The 23726-nt window shown below is 57.6% G+C and carries 21 protein-coding genes; 13 read left to right on the top strand and 8 right to left on the bottom strand.

The window, feature by feature from the left end; all coding sequences use genetic code 11:
• The first annotated feature begins 68 nt into the window (after positions 1 to 68).
• The 4 genes from rpsF to rplI are packed head-to-tail and all read left to right on the top strand — an operon-like array spanning position 69 to position 1511.
• Positions 69 to 464 carry a 30S ribosomal protein S6 gene (rpsF, locus tag ACL2XF_RS16680; RefSeq protein ID WP_162364108.1) on the top strand — a complete coding sequence of 132 codons (396 nt, stop codon included), beginning with the start codon at positions 69 to 71 and terminating at the stop codon, positions 462 to 464.
• Positions 465 to 470: 6 nt separating this feature from the next.
• Positions 471 to 788: a primosomal replication protein N gene (gene priB, locus ACL2XF_RS16675; protein WP_331120002.1), complete on the top strand. Its 318-nt coding sequence runs from the start codon at positions 471 to 473 to the stop codon at positions 786 to 788.
• Between the two features lie 4 nt (positions 789 to 792).
• On the top strand, positions 793 to 1020 hold the full coding sequence (gene rpsR, locus ACL2XF_RS16670) for a 30S ribosomal protein S18 (RefSeq protein ID WP_048637617.1): 228 nt from the start codon (positions 793 to 795) through the stop codon (positions 1018 to 1020).
• 38 nt (positions 1021 to 1058) lie between these two features.
• Positions 1059 to 1511, top strand: a complete 453-nt coding sequence (rplI, locus tag ACL2XF_RS16665) for a 50S ribosomal protein L9 (RefSeq protein ID WP_410016543.1) — start codon at positions 1059 to 1061, stop codon at positions 1509 to 1511.
• 150 nt (positions 1512 to 1661) lie between these two features.
• On the opposite strand, the gene ACL2XF_RS16660 is transcribed toward rplI, so the two are convergent.
• Positions 1662 to 2312, bottom strand: coding sequence for a LysM-like peptidoglycan-binding domain-containing protein (locus tag ACL2XF_RS16660; protein WP_410016542.1), 651 nt, complete (start codon positions 2310 to 2312; stop codon positions 1662 to 1664).
• 203 nt (positions 2313 to 2515) lie between these two features.
• On the opposite strand from ACL2XF_RS16660, the gene ACL2XF_RS16655 reads away from it, so the two are divergent.
• Both ACL2XF_RS16655 and cysQ read left to right on the top strand, forming a co-directional pair.
• Positions 2516 to 3136 (top strand): peptidylprolyl isomerase, encoded by a 621-nt coding sequence (locus ACL2XF_RS16655; RefSeq protein WP_410016541.1) that lies wholly within the window; start codon positions 2516 to 2518, stop codon positions 3134 to 3136.
• 120 nt (positions 3137 to 3256) lie between these two features.
• Positions 3257 to 4003: a 3'(2'),5'-bisphosphate nucleotidase CysQ gene (cysQ, locus tag ACL2XF_RS16650; protein WP_413727188.1), complete on the top strand. Its 747-nt coding sequence runs from the start codon at positions 3257 to 3259 to the stop codon at positions 4001 to 4003.
• Between the two features lie 7 nt (positions 4004 to 4010).
• On the opposite strand, the gene ACL2XF_RS16645 is transcribed toward cysQ, so the two are convergent.
• Entirely contained in the window at positions 4011 to 4580 is a 570-nt protein-coding gene (locus ACL2XF_RS16645) for a YtfJ family protein (RefSeq protein ID WP_410016539.1), read from the bottom strand.
• 297 nt (positions 4581 to 4877) lie between these two features.
• Here ACL2XF_RS16645 and ACL2XF_RS16640 point away from each other — a divergent pair, with 297 nt between their 5' ends.
• Entirely contained in the window at positions 4878 to 5084 is a 207-nt protein-coding gene (locus ACL2XF_RS16640; RefSeq protein ID WP_162364102.1) for a DUF1107 domain-containing protein, read from the top strand.
• A gap of 118 nt (positions 5085 to 5202) precedes the next feature.
• Here the strand turns inward: ACL2XF_RS16640 and ACL2XF_RS16635 are convergent, their stop codons facing one another.
• Positions 5203 to 6534 (bottom strand): hemolysin family protein, encoded by a 1332-nt coding sequence (locus ACL2XF_RS16635; RefSeq protein WP_410016538.1) that lies wholly within the window; start codon positions 6532 to 6534, stop codon positions 5203 to 5205.
• 289 nt (positions 6535 to 6823) lie between these two features.
• Positions 6824 to 7465: a peptide-methionine (S)-S-oxide reductase MsrA gene (msrA, locus tag ACL2XF_RS16630; protein ID WP_410016537.1), complete on the bottom strand. Its 642-nt coding sequence runs from the start codon at positions 7463 to 7465 to the stop codon at positions 6824 to 6826.
• Positions 7466 to 7694: 229 nt separating this feature from the next.
• On the opposite strand from msrA, the gene tamA reads away from it, so the two are divergent.
• The 3 genes from tamA to ACL2XF_RS16615 are packed head-to-tail and all read left to right on the top strand — an operon-like array spanning position 7695 to position 13593.
• Entirely contained in the window at positions 7695 to 9431 is a 1737-nt protein-coding gene (gene tamA, locus ACL2XF_RS16625; RefSeq protein WP_410016536.1) for an autotransporter assembly complex protein TamA, read from the top strand.
• Positions 9428 to 13243 (top strand): autotransporter assembly complex protein TamB, encoded by a 3816-nt coding sequence (gene tamB / locus ACL2XF_RS16620; protein ID WP_413727187.1) that lies wholly within the window; start codon positions 9428 to 9430, stop codon positions 13241 to 13243. The genes tamA and tamB overlap by 4 nt, the downstream gene beginning before the upstream one ends.
• A 2-nt stretch (positions 13244 to 13245) precedes the next feature.
• Complete coding sequence (locus ACL2XF_RS16615; protein ID WP_410016534.1) at positions 13246 to 13593, top strand: gamma-glutamylcyclotransferase; 348 nt, start codon at positions 13246 to 13248, stop codon at positions 13591 to 13593.
• Between the two features lie 69 nt (positions 13594 to 13662).
• Here ACL2XF_RS16615 and ppa read toward each other — a convergent pair whose 3' ends face one another.
• The gene (ppa, locus tag ACL2XF_RS16610; RefSeq protein ID WP_410016533.1) at positions 13663 to 14190 is read right to left on the bottom strand and encodes an inorganic diphosphatase; all 528 of its coding nucleotides are present in this window, start codon (positions 14188 to 14190) and stop codon (positions 13663 to 13665) included.
• 270 nt (positions 14191 to 14460) lie between these two features.
• Here ppa and ACL2XF_RS16605 point away from each other — a divergent pair, with 270 nt between their 5' ends.
• Positions 14461 to 16065: a methyl-accepting chemotaxis protein gene (locus ACL2XF_RS16605; protein WP_410016532.1), complete on the top strand. Its 1605-nt coding sequence runs from the start codon at positions 14461 to 14463 to the stop codon at positions 16063 to 16065.
• A gap of 1780 nt (positions 16066 to 17845) precedes the next feature.
• On the opposite strand, the gene fbp is transcribed toward ACL2XF_RS16605, so the two are convergent.
• On the bottom strand, positions 17846 to 18850 hold the full coding sequence (fbp, locus tag ACL2XF_RS16600) for a class 1 fructose-bisphosphatase (protein WP_410016531.1): 1005 nt from the start codon (positions 18848 to 18850) through the stop codon (positions 17846 to 17848).
• A gap of 265 nt (positions 18851 to 19115) precedes the next feature.
• On the opposite strand from fbp, the gene mpl reads away from it, so the two are divergent.
• Positions 19116 to 20489, top strand: coding sequence for a UDP-N-acetylmuramate:L-alanyl-gamma-D-glutamyl-meso-diaminopimelate ligase (gene mpl / locus ACL2XF_RS16595; protein WP_410016530.1), 1374 nt, complete (start codon positions 19116 to 19118; stop codon positions 20487 to 20489).
• 274 nt (positions 20490 to 20763) lie between these two features.
• Here the strand turns inward: mpl and yhcN are convergent, their stop codons facing one another.
• Both yhcN and argR read right to left on the bottom strand, forming a co-directional pair.
• Positions 20764 to 21027, bottom strand: a complete 264-nt coding sequence (gene yhcN / locus ACL2XF_RS16590) for a peroxide/acid stress response protein YhcN (RefSeq protein WP_410016529.1) — start codon at positions 21025 to 21027, stop codon at positions 20764 to 20766.
• 446 nt (positions 21028 to 21473) lie between these two features.
• Positions 21474 to 21944, bottom strand: a complete 471-nt coding sequence (gene argR, locus ACL2XF_RS16585) for a transcriptional regulator ArgR (RefSeq protein WP_410016528.1) — start codon at positions 21942 to 21944, stop codon at positions 21474 to 21476.
• 453 nt (positions 21945 to 22397) lie between these two features.
• Here argR and mdh point away from each other — a divergent pair, with 453 nt between their 5' ends.
• Positions 22398 to 23336, top strand: coding sequence for a malate dehydrogenase (gene mdh, locus ACL2XF_RS16580; protein ID WP_413722089.1), 939 nt, complete (start codon positions 22398 to 22400; stop codon positions 23334 to 23336).
• Positions 23337 to 23726 lie beyond the last annotated feature (390 nt).

The following is a 23726-nucleotide window of genomic DNA, read 5'->3' as shown; positions in this document are numbered from 1 at the left end:
TTCCTTGCTTCCATGGGCCGCGGTTGACCCTGACAGGAGGCTGAATAATCCGTAAGGAGCAATTCTGTATGCGTCATTACGAAATCGTTTTTATGGTTCATCCTGACCAAAGCGAACAGGTTCCAGGAATGATCGAGCGTTATACCGGTGTTATCACCAACGCGCAGGGCATCATTCATCGTCTGGAAGACTGGGGCCGCCGTCAACTGGCTTACCCGATCAATAAACTGCACAAAGCCCACTATGTTCTGTTGAACGTAGAAGCCTCGCAGGAAGTGATCGATGAGCTGGAAACAAACTTCCGCTTCAACGACGCCGTTATTCGCAGCATGATCATGCGCGTTAAACATCCGGTTTCCGAAGCCTCCCCGATGGTCAAAGCAAAAGATGAACGCCGCGATCGCCGTGAAGATTTCGCCACCGAAGCCAACGATGACAATGATGCTGGGGATTCTGAAGAGTAATCGATGATGACGGCGAACCGTCTGATGCTGTCCGGCACCGTGTGCAAGGCACCCATTCGAAAGGTCAGTCCGTCGGGTATTCCTCACTGCCAGTTTGTGCTTGAGCACCGCTCGCAGCAACAGGAAGCCGGTTTTTCACGGCAAGCATGGTGCCGTATGCCCGTGGTGGTCAGTGGAAAACAATCGCAAGAGATTACTCGCAGTATAACGGTCGGTACGCAGCTCACCATCCACGGTTTCATTTGCAGCCATCAAGGCCGCAATGGGCTGAATAAAATGGTCCTGCATGCCGAGCAGATTGAATTGATAGATTCTGGAGACTAGCCAAATGGCACGTTATTTCCGTCGTCGCAAATTCTGCCGTTTCACCGCGGAAGGCGTTATTGAGATTGACTATAAAGACATCGCTACGCTGAAAAACTACATCACCGAAAGCGGTAAAATTGTCCCGAGCCGTATCACCGGTACTCGTGCCAAATACCAACGCCAGTTGGCCCGTGCGATCAAACGCGCGCGCTACCTGTCTCTGTTGCCGTACACTGATCGTCATCAGTAATCGGTCACTGTCCACTAAGACTTTGAGAGGATAAGGTAATGCAAGTTATTCTGCTTGATAAAGTTGCCAACCTGGGTAGCTTAGGCGAACAAGTTAACGTTAAAGCGGGTTATGCCCGTAACTACTTGGTACCGCAAGGTAAAGCCGTTCCGGCCACCAAGAAAAACGTTGAGTATTTTGAAGAGCGTCGTGCTGAGCTGGAAGCCAAGCTGTCTGAAGTTCAGGCCGCGGCCCAGGCTCGCGCCGATAAAATCACTGAACTGGGAAGTGTTACCGTTGCGTCTAAAGCAGGCGACGAAGGTAAACTGTTCGGTTCTATCGGTACGCGCGACATCGCCGACGCCATCACCGCTGCCGGCGTCAACGTCGCCAAAAGTGAAGTGCGCCTGCCTAACGGTGTGCTGCGCACCATCGGCGACCATGATGTCAGCATCCAGGTTCACAGCGAAGTTTTCGCTACCCTGAATGTTATCGTGGTGGCTGAAGCCTAATCGAAAGATTAAGCGATTGATAAAACGCCGGCTTATGCCGGCGTTTTGCTGTCTGGCGCCCGGAGAACGCGCCATGGGCGGTCAACTGCCGGGGGCGAATTTCTGCGCGTTCATGGGGAAGGGTAGCCTGGCCGGGGTTAAGGCCCGCGTTTAATGACGCAGGTAACTGCCGTCGGCCTGCCTGACAAAACGTATGCGGCTGTTGGCGCCGGTTTCAATCGTCAGCGTCTGCACGACACCCTGGGCATTCTGCTGGATTTCCACCTGCTGACCCGCCTGCAAGCTGCTAAGCGGTTTGTCGTCGCCTTCCGCCTGCGCCATCGCGAATACATCCCCTACCGGCAGGTTATGCTCGCGAAACAATTGCGCCAGCGTCTGGCCCTCGACGATGCGATAGCGATGCAACTGGCCGTCGCCGGCGGCGGGCGCCGGGGCCGGGGCGGCGGACCGGTTATTGTCCACCAGCTCCGCCTGGATAACCGTTCCCTGGCCATTGGCCGCGGTTTTCGCACCGGGGGCGGGCGTGGTATCCGTCGAGGGCGAATAGGGCCAAAGTATCGCCGCCGCGATAATCAACGCGGCAATCAGCACCAGACGGCGATGCAGCGGCGGTAACGGACCCATCCACTGGAAACCGTCGGGTAAGTGCCATACTCTTTTCAGCAGGGTCAGCATTGGCCGGCCTGATGCGTTGGAATCATCATCGGGCAGCAGACGCAGAGGCCACTTCCATTTGAATCCGCCGTAACCCAACGGGGAAAAACGTGGGGTTTTGTTTTTCCCGGGCGAAATTCTGCCCATGATAACCTCTCTTGCAATGGTTTACCTGTTGTAACCCTCGCGAGTATAAAGCGGCGCACAGGGAACCTCCATAGCTTAATTGACCGGTAAGCAAGAAGCCTGCCTGCCCGATGCAGGACTCATATTCATCATAGAGGATTTTACCCCAAACGCCTGCGCTGTTATGCTGCGCCTTTCGCTTTTTACCATTTCAAGGAAAAAACATGAGCGTACCTTCTTTAGACAGCGTGGAAGCCCAGGCCAGTTACGGCATTGGTTTACAAGTGGGCCAGCAGTTGCAGGAGTCGGGACTGGAAGGCCTGCTGCCCGAGGCCCTGCTGGCCGGGCTGAGCGATGCGCTGGCCGGCAATTCCCCGGCGGTGCCGGTTGACGCCATCCACCGCGCCCTGCGCATTATCCATGAACGCGCGGACGCGGTTCGCCTCGATCGCCAGCAGCATCTGGCGGTGGCGGGACAGCAATTCCTGGACGCCAATGCCAAGGAAGAGGGCGTGCGCCAGACGGAGTCCGGTTTGCAGTTTAAGGTCCTGGCGCAGGGCGACGGCGCCATACCGAGCCGCCAGGACCGCGTGAGCGTCCATTATACCGGGCGTTTGCTGGACGGCACGGTATTCGACAGTTCGGTACAGCGCGGCCAGCCGGCGGAGTTTCCGGTTAACGGGGTTATTCCCGGCTGGATAGAAGCCCTGACGCTGATGCCGGTCGGCTCGAAGTGGGAATTGTACATTCCGCACAACCTGGCCTATGGCGAGCGCGGCGCCGGCGCGTCCATACCGCCGTTCAGCGCGCTGATCTTCGAAGTCGAGCTGCTGGAAATCCTCTGATCCCCGCGGGGCGCGTTTGGCGCGCCCCGCCGCCGACACCCGCCGCTAGATTATTCCGATGGCTATTTTGTGAAAAAAAGCTAGTCTGGTGAATATGATGTAATGATCCAGAGGTGAGACATGATTGAACAGATTAGCCGGCTCTCGCGTGAGGCGGGCGCTGCGATTATGCGGGTCTACGATGGCGGTGCGCCCGTCGAGCTGACCCATAAAACCGACGATTCACCGCTCACCGCCGCCGATCTGGCGGCGCATCGGGTTATTGTCGCCGGACTGAAGGCGCTGGCGCCCGATATTCCCATTCTGTCCGAAGAGGACCCGCCGGCGTGGGACGTGCGCCGCGGCTGGACCCGCTTCTGGCTGGTGGACCCGTTGGACGGCACCAAGGAGTTTTTGCGGCGCAACGGCGAGTTCACGGTGAATATTGCCTTGATCGAAGACGGCCAGCCGGTAATGGGCGTGGTGTATGCCCCGGCCACCGATATTCTTTACGCCGCCGACGCCGGCAATGCCTGGAAGATAACGCCTGACGGCGAACGGCTGGTCATCCACTGCAAGGAGGCCCGGCCCCCGCTGGTGGTCATCAGCCGTTCGCACAGCGACGATAGCGAATTACAGGATTATCTGGCCCAACTGGGCGAGCATCAAACGGTGACCATCGGCTCCTCGCTGAAATTTTGCCTGGTGGCGGAAGGCAGCGCGCAGCTTTATCCCCGCTTCGGACCGACCAGCGTCTGGGATACCGCCGCCGGCCATGCGGTGGCCGCCGCCGCCGGCGCGCTGGTCAACGACTGGACCGGACGCACGTTGGATTACCATCCCCGCGAATCCTTTCTGAATCCGGGTTTCAGGGTGTCGTTGTTCTGAACCGGCCTTAATGCGCGCCGCCTGGCAACAGGCGGCGCAGCAGCGTGGTGACCTGCTGTATCTCGGCAAACGACAGCGCGCCCTCCTTGGCATACCGTACCCGCCCCTGGGCATCCAATACCATGACCGCCGAGCTTTTCGGCTGCAGATGCCACGCCTGCAGTACATTGCCATGGGCATCCAGAATAAACTGGGAACCGGGATAAATGGTCTTGTGATTTTCCACCCAGTTGCGGGCGAACGAGGGCCCGCTGCCGAAGACGGCGTCGTTTTCGTTGATGATTGTCGTCGTTTGGTAATATTTTGCCGGTAAGTTGGTTTTCTTGAGCGCCTCAATCATCGCGGCGTTCATCTCGCTGGCGGAGGATTGGGCGGCAATATGTTGCACCAGTCTGATTTTTCCCGCGAGCTGCGAGCTATCCCAGAATTTATAGCTAAACTTCTCTTTCTGGAGCAGCAATTCGCCTTGTTCGGCGACCGCCACCTTAGGTAGGGTCTTGCCGATAACCAGGCTATGGGCAAGGGCGCCGCAGGATAGCGGCCATGCCAGGAGTAATACGATTAACGGGCAGCGCATGATGCGGCTCCTTTAAGCGAAGGGAGGCCCGGATCGGCGCCGGGCGAGGGGGTTACCACCCCGATCGTCGTATTGCGCCGGATGACCAAGCTAATGCGTTTTCAGCATATTAGTACTGCTGTAATAGATAGGGCTTTTATAGCATTCTGTCAAATTGTGTAAAAGCAGCTCAGTGTTCTGTTGTTGCGTGAACTTAAGCACATATGAAGACTCTTATAAAGTGCTAGTGTGAGTTCCCTTGCCGGGTTTAACAACGCAACGGCAGGACGAGAAAAATAACGGGAGTTGAGTAAAAAAATGAGAATCTTCCATCGCTATAACGCTATCAAGGTAGCAACCTACGTTAAGACTTTATTCCGCGGTCGTATTTATATCAAAGGCTTCGGCGCCTTCGAATTTGATAAAGGCAAGATTTTGCTGCCGAAGGTGCGCGACAAGCAGCATTTCCACGTCATGTCGGAAGTCAACCGGCAGGTCATGCGGCTCCAGTCCGACATGGGCTGACCGGCCCTTTTCCTGATTACCTTGTCCGCAATACGATAATGACCTGCCCCCCGGCGACTGCGCGCCCGGGGGCAGGATAAATCGCGCCTAACGGCGGGACGTGGACCGGACTTTCGCCTCAGGCAACGTGCGAGGTGTCCGTCGTCTTGGCCAGCACCAGCGTGGATTTTTCCTCAATACGGGTCACCAGCAGCTGATCGATTTTATAGCTGTCGATGTCCACCACTTCGAATTTATAGCCGCCATAGCGCACAAAATCAGTACGTTTAGGTATCTTGCGCAGCATGAACATCATAAACCCGCCGATGGTTTCATAATTTCCCGCCTGCGGGAACTCATCGATATGCAGCACCCGCATCACGTCGTCGATGGGCGTGCCGCCCTCGATAAGCCACGAATTCTCGTCACGGGTAACGATCTGCTCTTCCAGCCCCTGTCCCACCAGGTCGCCCATCAGGGTGGTCATCACGTCGTTAAGGGTAATGATGCCCACCACCAGCGCGTATTCGTTAAGGATCACCGCAAAGTCCTCGCCCGCGGTCTTGAAGCTTTCCAGCGCTTCCGACAGGGTCAGGGTATCCGGTACGATCAGCGCCGAGCGGATCTGGACGCCGCTGTTCAACGCCAGGCTTTGGTTGCCCAGCACGCGGTTAAGCAAATCTTTCGAATCCACATAACCGACAATATGGTCAATGTTGGCGTCGCAGACCAAAAACTTTGAGTGAGGATGCGTTGAGATTTTTTCTTTTATACTGTCCTCGGTCTCGCGCAAATCGAAATAGATGATGCTTTCGCGCGACGTCATGGACGAGGGCACCGTGCGGGACTCCAGCTCAAACACATTCTCGATGAGCTCATGCTCTTGCTTGCGCAGCACGCCCGCCAGCGCGCCGGCCTCCACCACCGCGTAGATATCATCGGAGGTAATGTCGTCCTTGCGCACCATCGGCAGCTTCAGCATGCGGAAAATGACGTTGGCCAAACCGTTAAACAGCCAGACCAGCGGGCGGAAAACCAGCAGGCAGAAGCGCATCGGGTTGATAATCCGGATGGCGCAAGCCTCCGGTGAAATCATACCGATGCGTTTCGGGGTTAAATCGGCGAACAGGATAAACAGGCTGGTGACCAGCGTAAATGAACAGATAAAACTGATTTGATCGGCCATCTCCGGCGACATAAAACGAATAAGAATGGAGGCGAAGGAAGGTGAGAACGCCGCATCGCCCACGATACCGCCGAGGATAGCCACCGCGTTCAGGCCGATTTGGATGACGGTAAAGAAGATGCCGGGCGTCTCCTGGAGCTTAAGCACGCGTTTGGCGTTGATATTCCCTTCATCCGCCATCAGCTTGAGTTTAATTTTGCGCGAAGCGGCGAGGGAGATTTCCGATACGGAAAAAAATGCGCTCACCGCGATTAATAGCAGGATAAGCAGGATACTGTTTAGCATAATTCGACCACTTCGGGCTGACAGTTATGCCAGCGCGCCTTTGAAGGGCAACGTGTTGGTTAAAGATAACATATTTCAGTCTGTTACGGGGAGCCGAAACGTCATTTACGGCTGCGGGCAGCCTGCAGCGACAATGGTCAGCCCGTTGCGGATACGCGACGTCATCAACTGCCCGACCGACAGTGGGCACAGTATAACAGCAGCCCCCTGGGGGCTGCTAAGATTAATAACGTGATGGTTTCCGGCGTCTTGGCCAGAGCCGGTTTATCAACAGGCCCCGCTGGCGAGATTACGCCTGCGGCGGCATGCATACCCCGATGCCGCCGAGATTACAGTACCCCTGCGGATTTTTGTGCAGATATTGCTGGTGCTCGTCCTCGGCATAGTAGAACGGCGTGGCCGGTTCGATGGCGGTGGTGATGGCGCGCCGATCGCCGGCCTGCTCCATCGCCTGCTGGAAACGCTGTTTGCTGGCCTGCGCCTCGCGTTCCTGCTCCGGGGTCAGCACAAAAATCGCGGAGCGATATTGCGAACCGATATCGCCGCCCTGGCGCATACCCTGCGCCGGATCGTGATTTTCCCAGAAATACTGCAACAGCTCGCGATAGCTGATGATTGCCGGGTCAAACACCACCCGCACCGCTTCCGCATGGCCGGTCTGGCCGGTACAGACTTCGCGATAGGTGGGGTTCGGCGTATAGCCGCCGGCAAACCCCGCCGCCGTGCTGTAAACCCCCGGGATCTGCCAGAACAAACGCTCCACGCCCCAATAACATCCCATGGCGAACAGCGCCACCTCCATATGATCGGGAACGTGAGTCATGGAATGGCCGTTAACCACATGGGTGGTCGCCACCGGCATCGGCGTCAGGCGGCCCGGCAGGGCTTCGCTTTGTGATACAAGCTGGGTTTTATCAAAATTCTGCGCCACGATAGACTCCTGTTGAGACGATTATCGAAATAATGGGCTATTGCCTGTTGTCTTGTACACTTTCTTTACAGACAATAAACGCCAATATTACGTTAAGCTGTAAGCCTATGACTGTATTTTAGGGTAAAAGGACTAAAAACAACCCCAGGGTCGTTTAATAATAAATATGACGGCGATTGTGCGCGTAAGGAATCCACCCGCGGGAAAGTAAGAAAATTCAGGAGCCAGCGTGCCAAATAATCGCCTTCTTTGCCTGTTTTGCATTCTACTGGCTACGCCATGGTCCTACGCCGCCAACGTGCGATTGCAGGTGGAAGGACTGGAGGGAGAATTGCAGCGTAATGTCCGCGCGCGCCTGTCCACCATCGGCGCGGATGAAATCACGGCCGATGCGCGATTCCAGGCGCGCGTCGACGGCGTGGTGCGGGAAGGGCTGCGCGCCCTGGGCTACTACTCGCCGCAAATCGATTTTGAGTTCCGCCCGGCGGTCAACGGCGGACGGCCCGTGCTGCTGGCCAAGGTCGCGCCCGGCCAGCCGGTGAAAATCGCCGGCGTGAACATCAGTCTGCGCGGCGACGCGCGCACCGATAGGGATTACCTGGGCCTGGTGCGGCGCAGCCGGCCGGCCATCGGCAGCGTGCTCAACCATGGCGATTACACCAACTTTATCAGCGGCATGACCGGCCTGGCGGTACGCAACGGTTATTTTGACGCGGATTTCCCCAAGCGGCAGCTTGGCGTATCGCCGGAACGCCACGAAGCGTTCTGGGATGTGATCTTTGACAGCGGCCAGCGTTACCGCTTCGGCAAGGTGCGTTTTCACGGCGCGCAAATCCGCGAGGACTACCTGCAGAATATTCCCGCTATCCGCGAGGGCGACGAGTACAGCGCCGTCTCGCTGGCGGAGCTTAACCGCCAGCTTGCCGCCACCAACTGGTTTAACTCGGTGGTGGTCTCGCCCGATTTCAGCGCCGGGAAAACCAATAAGGTCCTGCCGCTGGACGCGGTGGTAACGCCGCGCAGCCGCAATATTATCGAAACCGGGGTCGGATTTGCCTCCGACGTCGGGCCCCGGGTCAGAACCACCTGGAACCGGCCCTGGCTCAACGACCGGGGCCATAGCCTGCAGACCACGCTGAGCGTATCCGCTCCCGAGCAGGCGCTGGATTTCAGTTATAAAATCCCGCTGCAAAAAAGCCCGCTGGAGCAATATTATGTGGTGCAAAGCGGGTTTAAGCGCGAAGACCTTAACGATACCAAATCCGATGCCACCACGGTCAACGTGGCGCGCTTCTGGGATTCTTCTTCCGGCTGGCAGCGCTCGGTCAACCTGCGCTGGAGCCTGGACCATTTTACCCAGGCCAATGTCACCGATACCACCATGCTGCTCTATCCCGGCTTCACGGTTAACCGTACCCGGCAGCGCGGCGGGCTGATGCCCACCTGGGGCGACTCCCAGCGTTATTCCATCGACGTGTCCGATACCACCTGGGGCTCGGATGTGGATTTTTTCATTCTGCAGGCGCAAAACGTCTGGGTACGCACCCTGGCGGATAAACACCGTTTCGTGGCGCGCTATAACCTGGGCTGGATCGAAACCAATAATTTTGATCGCGTGCCGCCGTCCCTGCGTTTTTTCGCCGGCGGCGATCGCAGCATCCGCGGCTACCGGTTCCGGGCCATATCTCCCCGCGACGAGGATGGCAAGCTCACCGGCGCCTCGAAGCTGGCCACCGGTTCCCTGGAGTATCAATACAATGTGACCGGCAGGTGGTGGGGAGCCACCTTTATCGATACCGGCCAGGCGGTGAATGATTTCCGGCAGACCAGCCTGAAAACCGGCGCCGGCGTCGGGGTAAGATGGCAGTCGCCGGTAGGCCCGATCAAACTGGACGTGGCCGCGCCCGTAGGCGATCCCGAGGAACATGGATTGCAGTTCTACATAGGATTAGGGACAGAACTATGAGTCTTGCAAAAAAAATCGGCCTCGGCATCCTGACCGTTATCGTACTGCTGCTCGGCGCGCTGGCGTATCTGATCGGCACCACCAGCGGCCTGCATCTGCTGCTGAACGGCGCCGCGCGCTGGGTGCCGGGACTGGACATCGTCAGCGTCAGCGGCGGCTGGCGCGATCTGACGCTGAAGGGGGTGCGCTATCAGCAGCCGGGCATGACGGTAAACGCGAACGAGCTGCATCTCGCGCTTGATTTCTCCTGCTTTCGGCACAGTGCGCTGTGCGTCAACGATCTTGCCTTGAGCGGGGTGGATGTGGCGATTGACACCGCCGCGCTGGCGCCGGGCCAGCCGGACGCCCCGGCCGCGGCGCAGGACACCACGGCGATAAGTACCCCCTATCCGCTGATCCTGCGTAATCTCAGCGTCAACGGGGTGCGGGTGCAAATCGACCATACGGTCATCGCCCTGGACAGGTTCCACACCGGCATGGATTTTCGCGGCAATACGCTTATCGTCACGCCCACGGAGATTAATGGCCTGCTGGTGGCCCTGCCGAAAGCGGCGGCGGTGCTGGCCGACCAGGCAATCGACGCCGTGGCCCAGACCGATGAGCAACGACGCGCCGCCGCCCGCCTGGCGGCCGAAAAGGCGGCGGCACAGGCGCCGCCCTTGGCGGAAACCTTAAAGGCGCTCTTCGCCGCCCCCGTGTTGCCCGGATTGCCGGATATCCAGGTGCCGCTCAATATCCAACTGCAGGAACTGCGCGGTACGGACCTGCGGCTTACCGGCGATACCGATATCCAGGTAACAAGCTTCCTGATGCAGGGGCGGACGCTGGATCGGGAGATCACCCTGGAACGCCTGCGCATCGACGCCGTGCAGGGTTTGCTGAGCGCCAGCGGCAAGGCGCGCCTGGAGGGACAATGGCCGCTGGAATTAACCGTTAACACCCAACTGAATATCGATCCGGTCAAGGGCGAGAGGATCAGGCTGACGGTCGGCGGCAGTTTACGCGATCGCCTGGATACCGCCCTGAATTTTTCGGGGCCGGTCAAGGCGCAAATCAATGCCGGCCTGCGCCTGGCCGACAGCGGCCTGCCGCTGGAGGTGACGTTCGCCAGTCCTGGCGCGCAGTGGCCGTTGACCGGCGAACCGCAATATCGCCTGCGCGATCTGGCGCTGAAGGTTGATGGCAAGGCGGTGGATTATACGCTTGCCATGCAGGGCGCCGTCAGCGGCGAGGGCCTGCCGCCGGCGGATCTGTCCCTTGAGGGGAAAGGCAATCCCACGCAGTTTACCTTGACGCGCCTGCGCGTGGCGGCTCTGGAGGGAACGACCGATCTGACGGCGGTGATTGACTGGAGCGACGCGGTGAGCTGGCGGAGCGAACTGACGCTCAGCGGCATCAATACCGCCCGGCAATGGCCCGATTGGCCGGCCCGGCTCGCGGGCAAGATTTCCACCCGGGGCAGCATCCATGGCGGCAGCTGGCAGCTGCGTATCCCCGAACTGACGCTTAACGGCAATATCAAACAAAACCCGGTGACCGCCCGCGGTTCCCTGAGCGGCAACGCCGCCGGGCAGTGGCATATTCCCGATCTCCGGCTGGCGCTGGGGCGCAACAGCCTGGATATCAAGGGTGATTTAAACCAGCAACTGGCTCTCGACGCCGTGCTCGATGCGCCGAACCTGAACGGCGTCCTGCCCGGCCTGGCCGGCACCGCCCGCGGCCGGTTCACGGTACGGGGCGAGCGGCAGACGCCGCAGGTCAACATGGATCTGAACGCCGTCGGGCTGCGCTGGCAGTCCCTGGCCGTGCGTCGCATCGCCCTGGCCGGCAATCTCCGCGTTAGCGATATCGTGCGCGGCGACCTGAACCTGCGCCTGGATCAACTCCAGCAGGATAACCTGCTGGTGCGCCAGCTTAGCCTGGCGGTAACCGGCGACGAGCGCCGCCACCAGCTGCGCCTGAATTTGCAGGGCGATCCGATTGCCGGCGAGTTATCGCTTAACGGCGGGTATGATCGGCAGCGGCAGCGCTGGCAAGGCGCCCTGACCCAGACGCGTATCGGCACGCCGGTGGGCGACTGGCGGTTAACCCGCGCCATGACGCTGGATTATCAGCATAGCTCGCAGCGCGTCGTTATCGGCCCCCACTGCTGGCAGAATCCCAACGCCCGGCTTTGTGTTCCCGCCGCCATCGACGCCGGCGCCGGCGGCCGGGCCGCGGTGGTGCTCGAGCGTTTCGATCTGGCGATGATCCGTCCCTTCCTGCCGGCGGACACCGCGCTGAGCGGCCTGTTTACCGGCCGGGCGGAGGTGAGCTGGCAACCGGGCGGCGGATTGCCCCAGGCGCGAATCGCCCTGGTGGGCAGGGGGGTAAAGGTGGTACAAAATGTCCAGGGCAATGCGTTGCCGGTAGCCTTCGAGACGTTAAATCTCAACGCCGGCCTGGATCACGACCGCGCGCGTCTGGACTGGCAGGTGGGCATTGCCGGCAACGGCCAGTTTACCGGCCAGGTGGCGGTGGCCGATCCCCAGGGGCGGCGCACGCTTTCCGGCGACGTTACTATCAGCCGGCTGTCGCTGTCTGTCCTTAACCCCATTTTGTCGCGGGGAGAAAGCGCCGCCGGCATCCTGGACGCCCGTCTGCGCGTCGGCGGCAGCGTCGCCCGGCCGCAGCTGTATGGGCAATTGGGCCTGGACCGGCTGCTGATGCGCGGCAACTGGATGCCGTTTGCCATGAATGAGAGCCGTCTGGCGATGGTGTTCAACGGCACCAGTTCGACACTGCAAGGGGTTATCCATACCACCCATGGACAGCTTAACCTTGGCGGCAGCGCCGACTGGAGCAATATCAGCGCCTGGCGCGCGCGGATCGCCGCCCAGGGCTCCGGGATAAGAATTACCGTGCCGCCCATGGTGCGCATGGATGTCTCACCTGATATTGTGTTGGAGGCCGCGCCGCAGGTCTTTACCCTTAACGGCCGGGTCGATATACCCTGGGCGCGGATCGAGGTGAAGGAATTGCCGCCGAGCGCGGTGGGCGTGTCGCCCGACGAAGTGATCCTCGATAAGCAGCTGCGCCCGGTGGAACAGGCAAAGGTCAACACGGTTATCAACAGCAACCTGGTTATCCATGTCGGCCGCGATGTGCGGCTGGATGCCTTCGGACTGAAGGCGCGGCTGGAGGGCGATCTGAAAATGATCCAGGATAAGCAGGGCCTGGGCCTGAACGGCCAGATCAATATCCCGTACGGCCGTTTCCGGGCCTATGGGCAGGATTTGAGCGTCCGGCGCGGGCAATTGATGTTCGCCGGTCCGCCGGATCAGCCGCTGCTGAACGTTGAGGCCATTCGTAACCCGGATAACACGGCGGACGGTGTGATCGCCGGCGTCAGGGTGACCGGCATGGCGGATCAGCCACGGCTTGAGGTGTTCACTGAACCGGTGAAATCGCAGCAGGAGGCGCTGTCTTACCTGCTGCGGGGCCAGGGGCTTAATACGCCCGGCGCCGACAGCAGCGCGATGACGTCGATGTTAATCGGGATGGGGGTTGCGCAAAGTGGGCAACTTGTGGGTAAAATCGGCGCAGCGTTCGGGGTAAGTAATTTAACCCTGGATACGCAAGGTGTCGGCGACGAGTCCCAGGTCGTGGTCAGTGGTTATGTTGCACCCGGCTTGCAAGTTAAATATGGGGTCGGTATTTTTGATTCATTGGCAACGTTAACGTTACGTTACCGTTTAATGCCGAGACTTTATCTGGAAGCCGTGTCTGGTCTCGATCAGGCATTGGACTTGCTCTATCAGTTTGAGTTTTAACAATGCGAATAATTGTCTACGGTAGTCTGCGACGCAATCAAGGCAACAGTCATTGGATGACGAACGGCCAGTGGTTAGGCGATCACGTGATCTCCGGCTTTGAATTATACGATCTCGGTCATTATCCGGCGGTCGTCCCCGGCACGGGAACGGTATATTGTGAGGTATATCGCATTGATTCCTCGACGTTGGCCGAGTTGGATGCCCTGCGCACCAAAAGCGGCGAGTATAAACGGGCCCTGATCGCGACGCCTTACGGCGGCGCCTGGATGTATGTCTACCAGCGGCCGGTGGAGGGATTGCGGCGGTTGTTGAGTGGGGACTGGGTAAAACGCGCCGAAGAATCCTGAACCCTGAGGGATGGCAAGGAAATGCGCAAACCAGGCTTTGCGCATTTCCTGGACAGGGACAGGCGTAACTTATTTCTTAGCGCGTTCGAAGGAGGCGATAATTTCCGCTTTTGCGGCTTCGGCGTTTTCCCAGCCCGACACTTTCACCCATTTGCCTGCTTCCAGATCTTTATAATGTTCGAAGAAATGGGTGATTTGCGCCCGCAGCAGCGGAGACAAGTCTTCCACGTCTTTCACATTGTCGTACTCTTTCGTCATTTTGGTGTGCGGCACCGCCACCAGCTTGGCGTCTTCGCCGGCTTCGTCGGTCATCTTGAGCACGCCTACCGGGCGGCAGCGAATAACGGAACCGGGTTGCAGCGGGTACGGCGTCGGCACCAATACATCGACCGGATCCCCGTCGAGCGAGAGGGTATGGTTGATGTAACCGTAGTTGCAAGGGTAAAACATCGCGGTGGACATGAAACGATCGACAAACAGCGCACCGGTTGCTTTATCAACTTCGTATTTGATCGGGGAAGCGTTGGCCGGGATTTCAATCACGACGTAAATATCCTCGGGAAGATCTTTTCCTGCCGGTACCAGATTCAAGCTCATGTCAGTTTCCTTAACCTTTCCAATAATAATGGCCTAGCGCCTATTATAACCAAAAAATGCGGTAGTTCACCGCCGAATACTTGCCTGCGGCGAATTAACCGACCCAATCCGGCCTGTGAGGTGACTCACATAACGGATATATAACGGATTGATCCCCGCTGAATCGATAAAGTCTTCGCCGGTGCCACCGATAACCGATGCAGGGCGGAGTGTACAGCCTCTGCCGGGTGATTTGTATTCATCAACATCTGAAAATGCAGGGGCGGAGCTATGTTGAAAACCATGAGCGTCAAGGTTGGATTACTGACCTGGCTGATCGTGATGACCATTATTTTATTTATTGTCGGTGGTATCGGCATTCGTACCATTCAGCAAAGTTCACGTTCCCTGCAAGCCATTAACCAGGTTCAGGGCGAGGAGCTGGGCCTGTTATCCCGCAGCTATAACGCTTCGCTCAGGGCGCGCACAGAGGCGTCACTGGCGGTAAGGCAGTATGAGACCGGCCTTATCAACGAAGCCCAGGCATCGACGGCCAATGTCAAGGCGTTGGCCAAGCTGGCCGACCAAGATATGGCGGCGTTTCTGGCGACCGGTTCGGTGACCGCCGAGGGCGCCAGGCGCGCCCAGCAGCTGAACCTGGTGTATCAGCGTTATAATGAACAGGGCGTTAAGCCTGTCATGGTCGCCCTGAATAATGCGAATCCGGACGGGTATTATCAGGTGCTGGAGACGCAGCTTACTCCGCTCAGCCTGGAGATGGATAAGGCGCTGGACACTTTTCAGCACTATGCGCTGCAGACCGGGCAGCAGATCCAGCGTGACGCCGCCGATGCCGCCCGTATCCAGTTGATGCTGACGATTGTCGCCTGTGTGCTGGCCCTGGTGTTGTCGGTGATAGCCTGGCTGGCGGTGCGCAGATTTATCCTGCGTCCGCTGGATGGCGCCATTGTCCATCTGGAACATATTGCCGCCGGCTCGCTGTATTATCCGGTGAGCGCCAGTAAAGCCACCGAGCTGGCGCGTCTGAACAATGCGCTGTCGTTGATGCAGGATGCGCTGGCCGGCACCGTGAGCGAGGTGCGTGTGGCGGGCGGCCAAATCGATACCGGCACGCGGGAATTGGCCCAGGGCAATACCCATCTTTCCCAGCGGACAGAAGCCTCCGCCGCGGCGCTTGAACAGACGGCGGCGAGTATGGAGCAGCTGACCCAGACGGTGAAACTGAATGCCGAGCATGCCCGTCAGGCCCATGAGCTGGCCAGGGCGGTGTCCGATACCGCCGACAAGGGGAGCGAGGTGGTCTGTTACGTGATTGAAAAGATGCAGGCGATTACCGCGAGTTCGCGTCGTATCGCCGATATCCTGGGCGTGATTGACGGTATTGCGTTCCAGACCAATATCCTGGCGCTGAACGCGGCGGTGGAAGCGGCGCGCGCCGGCGAGCAGGGCAGGGGATTTGCGGTGGTGGCCGGGGAGGTGCGTAACCTGGCCCATCGCAGCGCGGAGGCGGCGAAGGAGATCAAGGGGTTGATCCAAGAGTCGCAGGGGCGGGTTAACGAGGGGTCGGAGATGGCCCATACCGCCGGCGAGACCATGGATGAAATTTCCGAGGAAGTGATGCGGGTGACCAAGCTGATGCGTGAGATTTCCAATGCCACCGATGAGCAGAGCCGCGGCATTGAACAGATTAGCCTGGCGGTGTCGCAGATGGACGCGGTGGCGCAGCAGAACGCCTCGTTGGTGGAGGAATCAAGCGCGGCGACGCGTTCGCTGCAGGCGCAGTCGCAGCAGTTGGCGAAGAGTATGGCGGTGTTTCAGCTTGAGGAGGTGGCGGCAGTGGCGGAAGAAGTGAGTGACGTGGAGGCGGCGGCCTGAAGGTGTAGTACCGCTGATCTGGCGTTGGCGCGTGCTCCCTTGGACATATCTGTGTTGAGTTCGGCGTTGGCGGGCAGATATGGTCCGGCCATCATATTGGGCACCCGTGAATATGGATGTCGCCACGGCGGGGGGGTGTAGCTTGCGGCGGGGGTTATGTCGTTGCGGTAAGGTTTATGATGCCGCGGTGCAGGTTTCGCTTGCAGTGCGTTCGGTTGTTATATGCAGTGCCGGCCGCGCGGAGGTCAAAGAGGCCGTACCGCGACGGCCTCTTTGACCTCCGCGCGGCCGGCAGATCGTGCGCCGCTGCGCGGTTCCCGGCAGCGCTGCATCCCGGCTTTTTGGACCGCCCGATATGCGCTCCCAGCGCAATCCGGGCTTTCGCCGCTCCCGGCGGCTCATCCAGCCGCGATGCGCGCCGCCGGCGCACTCTATGCCGGCATCACGTCAACACCATCGCCTGTGAGCAAATCGGCGTTTTGGGGTTCTTAGCGGTATGCGCTTACCGGGAAAACTATCAGTATTCATTTTTTTAGTGGCTGATGGCTGAAAGCGTATTTTTTACTGCTAAAACTTAACGCTGAATGATGAATGTTTTACTGTTCGACTGCATAACGATAACGGGTAAGGGCATGTCTGAATAACCGGTTTTTCGCTGCGCCAGCTGTATTCCCTACTCGTTGCATCCCATATTAGTTAATCCTATGCCGACGCCTGACCTTATCCTAAGCAACAGCGCCGCTATCGCTTCATAACATGCAGTACGAACAGCGACATGTGGACCGGCATAAAGCGCGCTGACGGCGCCTGTGCCCCCGGCATGAGCCGCCGGGAGCGGCGAAAGGCCCGGTGGCGCCGGGAGCGCTAACCGGGCCGGTGCATCACGGGGGCATGGGCGGCGGAAGGCATCGCGCAGCGACGCGCGACCTGCCGGGCGCGCGGAGGTCAAGGAGGCCGTCGCGGTACGGCCTCCTTGTCGCTTGCCGGCACCGGGCACGCCATATAACCACCGAACGCACGGCAAGCGAAACCCGCACTGCGGCAACATAAGCCCCCCGCAAGCGCCAGCGAAATCCCAGCCAAAGCTGGCCGCTTTCCATTTAAATGCAGGCAAATGCAGGCGAAAAGGTTCGTCTATCTCTGTTACGGCGTGCTGTATACGCAGCAGCCCTAATGGGCGCGCTCTCCCTTGAACACGTCTGCTTTGAGATGAGTGTTGGCGGGCCTAGCGCGCCATGGGGCGCTCGGTCGGGCGGGAAAAGCACGCCCGATTCGACCCCATTGGCACGCTCTCCCTTGAACACGTCTGCTTTGAGATGAGTGTTGGCGGGCCTACCGCGCCATGGGGCCTCGGTCGGGCGGGAACACCACGCCCGATTCGACCCCATTGGCACGCTCTCCCTTGAACACGTCTGCTTTGAGATGAGTGTTGGCGGGCCTACCGCGCCATGGGGCCTCGGTCGGGCGGGAACACCACGCCCGATTCGACCCCATTGGCACGCTCTCCCTTTAACACGTTTGCTTTGAGATGAGCGTTGGCGGGCCTACTGCGCCATGGGGCCTCGGTCGGGCGGGAACACCACGCCCGATTCGACCCCATTGGCACGGTCTCCCTTGAACACGTCTGCTTTGAGATGAGTGTTGGCGGGCCTACCGCGCCATGGGGCCTCGGTCGGGCGGGAACACCACGCCCGATTCGACCCCATCGGCACGCTCTCCCTTTAACACGTCTGCGTTGAGTTCAGCGTTAGCGGACCTGCCGTGCCGCGAGGCGTGGTTATTATTCGTCGGGGAAATCGCGCATAAAGCGCTCAGCGTCGTTGACCATGGATTCGGTGCCGACAAAGAACGGCGAACGCTGGTGGAGCTGTTGCGGCACGATATCCAGGATGCGGTTTTTGCCGTCGCTGGCCTTGCCGCCGGCCTGTTCGGCCAGGAACGCGACCGGGTTGCATTCATACAGCAGGCGCAGTTTGCCCTGCGGATGCGTGGCGGTGCTGGGATAAAGGTAGATGCCGCCCTTGAGCAAATTGCGGTGGAAGTCGGATACCAGCGAGCCGATGTAGCGGGAAGTGTAGGGGCGGTGAGTGGCCTCGTCCATCTCCTGGCAGTATTTGATGTATTTTTTAACGCCGTTGGGGAACTTGATGTAGTTGCCTTCGTTAATGGAATACATATTGCCGGTGGCCGGGAAGCGTACGCTTTCGTGGGAGAGGCAAAATACGCCGATGGAAGGATCGTAGGTAAAAGCGTGGACCCCGCAGCCGGTGGTATAAACCAGCATGGTGGACGAGCCGTATACTACGTAACCCGCTGCGACCTGCTTGCTGCCGGGCTGGAGGAAATCCTCGAGCGTCACCGGCGTGCCCACCGGCGTGACCCGGCGGTAGATGGAAAATATCGTGCCTACCGAGACGTTGACATCGATATTGGATGAGCCGTCCAGCGGGTCCATCAGCACGACATATTTGCCGCTGGTGGAGCGCTCGCCGTCAAAAATAACGATTTCGTCTTCTTCTTCGGAAGCAATGCCCGCTACCTGTCCGCGCGCCTTCAGCGCCGCTTTTAATTTTTCATTGGCAAACAGGTCGAGTTTCATCTGCACTTCGCCCTGGATATTGGATACGCCGCTGGTGCCGAGGATATCCACCAAACCCGCTGTATTAATATCGCGGTGAATGATCTTCGCCCCTAATTTTATCGCGGAGAGTAACGCGGTAAGTTCACCGGTGGCATGTGGAAATTCGTGCTGTTTCTCTACGATAAATTCGCCTAACGTTTTCATATCACTTTCCCTGGATCCAAAGAATGACCATGTTGCTAAGGATGAAAAGCGGTACAATCGATTTTCACTGACCAATTTCACTGACCGATTTCACTGACCGAGTAACAGTCCGGTTAACCTGACAGAGCTAACACTCATCGATTTGCCGCTTACGTATGTAATGCAGTTTAGCTTAAACGAATGCGAGTACATCATCAAATCCGTTTATATCAGTCGGCCGCAGCGGTAGAATGAGCCGCAGTTCGTGTTAAAAAATGGAAAAATTATGCGCATACACATTCTCGGGATCTGCGGCACATTTATGGGTGGGCTGGCGATGCTGGCGCGCGCGTTGGGGCATGAAGTGACCGGGTCCGATGATAACGTCTATCCCCCGATGAGCACGCTGCTGCAGGATCAGGGCATTGTGCTGATCAAGGGTTACGATCCGGCGCAGCTGACGCCCGAGCCGGAACTGGTCATTATCGGTAATGCGATGAGCCGCGGCAATCCCTGTGTGGAAGCGGTACTGGAGCGGGGTATTCCTTACATGTCCGGCCCGCAGTGGCTGCACGATCGCGTGCTGCAGCAGCGTTGGGTGATAGCGGTGGCCGGCACCCATGGCAAAACCACCACCGCCGGCATGGTAACCTGGATCCTGGAGGAGTGCGGCTATCAGCCGGGGTTCGTGATAGGCGGCGTGCCGGGGAATTTTACCGTTTCCGCACGTTTAGGAGACGGCGCGTTTTTTGTGGTGGAAGCGGATGAATACGATTGTGCGTTTTTTGATAAGCGTTCCAAATTTGTCCATTATTGCCCGCGCACCCTGATTCTTAATAACCTTGAGTTCGATCATGCGGATATTTTTGACGATCTGAAAGCCATCCAAAAACAGTTCCACCATCTGGTCAGGCTGGTGCCCGGCAAAGGGAAAATCATCCTGCCCGATAACGACCCGCATCTGAAGCAGGTGATGGCGATGGGCTGCTGGAGCGAGCAGGAATATGTCGGTGAGGAAGGCAGCTGGCGGGCGAAAAAAAGCGCGGCGGACGCCAGCCGGTTCCAGGTCTTCCTGCAAGGCGAGCTGATGGGCGACGTGCAGTGGGATCTGGTGGGCGAGCACAATATGCATAATGGCCTGATGGCGATTGCCGCCGCCCGTCACGTGGGGGTGCAGCCGGCCGATGCCTGCCGGGCGTTGGGATCCTTTATCAATGCCCGCCGTCGTCTTGAGCTTAAAGGGACTGCCAACGGCGTGAAACTCTATGATGATTTCGCTCACCATCCCACGGCAATCCTGGCGACCCTAGCCGCGTTGCGCAGTAAAGTTGGCGGTACCGCGCGTATTCTGGCGGTGCTGGAACCGCGCTCCAACACCATGAAAATGGGCTTGAATAAAAATGAGCTGGCGCCTTCGCTGGGCCGCGCCGACGAGGTATTTTTATTCCAGCCCCAGCATATTCCCTGGCAGGTGAGCGAGGTGGCGGAGGCGTGCGTACAGCCGGCGCATTGGAGCGCCGATGTCGATACGCTGGTGGAAATGATTGTCAAGACGTCGCAACCGGGCGATTACATTCTGGTGATGAGCAACGGCGGCTTCGGCGGCATTCATGAAAAACTGCTGGCGCAGTTAAACCTGAAAGCCGGCCTGGCGGTGTAGGCGCCGTGCGCAAGCCAAAAAAAACCCCCGCAAGCGGGGGAAAAGGTTCGCCGGATAGGACGACGAGAGGGAATCGGCTGTCCGCGTCTTGGGTTATTACTGGACACAGGAATAACTGAGGGCGACGACGGCATAACCGCTTTGACTTCTGGAGTAAACTCTTACTGCACTGCGTTATTGATTATTTTTTCAAGCCTTGACGAACCCGCCGGCTTTCAGCAATTCAGCCCAGGGCGCGGCGGCAAGTCGCTGCCGGTGCCCTCCATCCATGTGCTTATTTATACAACTCGGCCGTGGCGTGCCAGGTATCATTTTCACGGGCTTCCGTGATGTGGTATGCCGTTGCGCCTTTGGCTTCAGCAGCTTGATTCAGCGCCTGATGGATGTCGGAAGGCGCGCCTGCGATCCCGCCTACGCTTACGGTGCCGAACGAATGCAAGCCGCTGGCCTGATCCTGCGAGATTGATTCTGCGGCGAAGGCGCCGAAAGATAAGGCTGACATTACGGTCATCAGTGATACTGCGGTTTTAATTTTCATGTTTTATACCTCTACTATTCTTTTGACTGACGTTCTTCATGCTGTTCTTTATTGCTGACAACAGGATGTAAAACGTGATGTTCATCACGAAACAAAGTATACACTAGTAACGGCAGGTATTAGTAGTTTGCTCATAATTTATTATGAAACTTTATTTCTGTACTTTCGCATGATATAAGAAAAAGCTATTAAAAGTGGTTGAATAATATACAATTCATGTTAAATAATTGTAATTTCAATCAGATAGCGGTTTTTAGCCAAACGTGCTGTCTGGCCGGCTTCCGGCGGTGGAAACCGCCGCGGTGAAACCATAGAGAGAATATTAGCGGGGCTTAGGGCCACAAAGGCAGCATCATTTGTGGCGTGATTACGCTTTTGCAGCGGCATAAAAGAGATGAAAAGCACGAATGTTAGGCGCTGGCGTTATAAAGCGCCCGATCGTCGGCTTAGAGTTCCTGTTCAAACAGAATAAGGATGGCTTCGTAAAGCTGCTTTACGCTAAAACCCTTGGCGGGGGTGGTAAAGATCGTATCGTCCCCGGCTATGGTGCCCAGGATGCCTTCGGATTTACCCAGGGAATCCAGCAGCCGCGCGATAAGCTGGGCGGCGCCGGGACTGGTATGGATAACGATAACCGCGTCGTTGTGATCGACATCCAGCACCAGGTTTTTCAGCGGACTGCTGGTGGTGGGCACGCCCAGTTCCGCCGGCAGGCAATAGACCATTTCCATCTTCGCGTTGCGGGTCCTTACCGCGCCGAATTTAGTCAGCATCCTTGATACCTTGGACTGGTTAATATTTTCAAATCCCTGTTCTTGCAATGCAAAAACGATTTCACCTTGGGAGCTGAATTTCTCTTCCTTAAGCAAGGCCTTAAAAGCTTTCACCAGTTCTTCTTGTTTAAAGTGGTTGCGCATATTTTCCCAAACCAGTAGCCAGTATTGTACGACGAATTATGCATAAATTTGCATTTTTATGCAATAACAATGCGCAGCCACCGCCAGGATGGCCAAATTAAGTCGGCAAAACAATCAGCTTAGCAATATCTATTCAAACCGACCATGACCGGGCTCCCATATTTCATGGCCGTTAAAAGTAAAGAGAATGTTATTAATTTGATGTTGTTTTAACCATTGCTGTCGGTGTAGTGTGGACGCTAACCACGGGTATTGAACGGCGGCGACAGGCATTATCCGGTGAGGTCATCCGGCATGGGAATTCGGGCGGCTAATAGGGATAAAAAAGGGAAGTTAATGCGTCAATTCTCAAATTTGCGATCGCTGATTTGTTTTTACCCGTTTATGTCTCTATGATCATAACCAGATGATTTGACGGCATTTAATTTTTCCTATAATAATAAGGAGATTAGAATGAAAGTCGCAGTTCTCGGCGCAGCGGGTGGCATAGGCCAGGCCCTTGCCCTGTTGCTCAAAACCCAGCTCCCTCCAGGTTCAGAACTCTCTCTTTATGACATCGCCCCCGTAACGCCCGGCGTGGCGGTCGATCTCAGCCATATTCCCACCGCGGTCAAGATTAAGGGCTTTAGCGGCGAGGACGCAACCCCCGCCTTGGCAGGGGCGGACATCGTTCTTATTTCCGCCGGCGTGGCGCGTAAGCCCGGCATGGATCGCGCCGATCTGTTTAACGTCAATGCGGGCATTGTACGCAACCTGATCAACCAGGTGGCGAAAGCCTGTCCCACGGCGTTAATCGGCATTATCACCAATCCCGTCAATACCACCGTGGCGATTGCCGCTGAAGCGCTGAAGAAAGCCGGGGTGTATGACAAACGCAAGCTTTTCGGCGTCACTACCCTGGATATCATCCGTTCCAATACTTTTGTCGCCGAGCTGAAAGGCTTGCGGCCCGAGGACGTGGAAGTGCGTGTGATTGGCGGCCATTCCGGCGTCACTATCCTGCCTTTATTGTCACAGGTGAAAGGGGTGAGCTTCAGCGAGCAGGAAATCGCCGATCTCACCCGCCGTATCCAGAATGCCGGCACCGAGGTCGTGGAAGCAAAAGCCGGCGGCGGTTCGGCCACGTTATCAATGGGCCAGGCGGCGGCGCGGTTCGGCTTGTCGTTGGTGCGCGCCATGCAGGGTGAAGCCGGCGTGGTGGAATGCGCGTACGTTGAAGGGGACGGCGAATTTACCCGTTTCTTTGCCCAACCGCTGTTGTTGGGCAGACAAGGGCTGGAAGAACGTCAATCCATCGGTACCTTGAGCGCGTTCGAACAGCAGGCGCTGGAACAGATGAAGGATGTGCTGAAGAAAGATATCGAACTGGGCGAAAAATTCATCAATCAGTAGCCTGTACGCCGCGACCCGGAACCCTGGGCCGCGGCTGTTAGCGATCGCCATCGCACGTGCCGGCGGTGGGACGCGCCGGTCATCTGCCGGCCTCCGACCCTTTCCCCTTCATTTGGTCCCTTCCTCATCAGGTTAAACGTATTTTACCCCAGCTTATGTGGACATGTTTTTCATCATTTACCAGCATGTCTTATCGGCGATTTCTGCAATTAAAAACGCGTTTTACCTGCCGCTAGGTTAATTACCTTACTTAATTATTCTATTGATAAATAGTGTTTATTTTCAGTTTATGGGATAAAAACCAACCACGATCTCATTTTTACATCCGTTGTAGCGCTTACTGCTTTTTTTGTGTTGTAATTGACGTAACGGCAAGCCGTAATGGCTAAA

The organism is Sodalis sp. RH19, assembly GCF_047324215.1.
Taxonomy (GTDB): Bacteria; Pseudomonadota; Gammaproteobacteria; order Enterobacterales; family Enterobacteriaceae; genus Acerihabitans.
The sequence above is the reverse complement of the archived record's forward strand: the minus strand, read 5'-3'. Positions and strand labels throughout refer to the sequence as shown.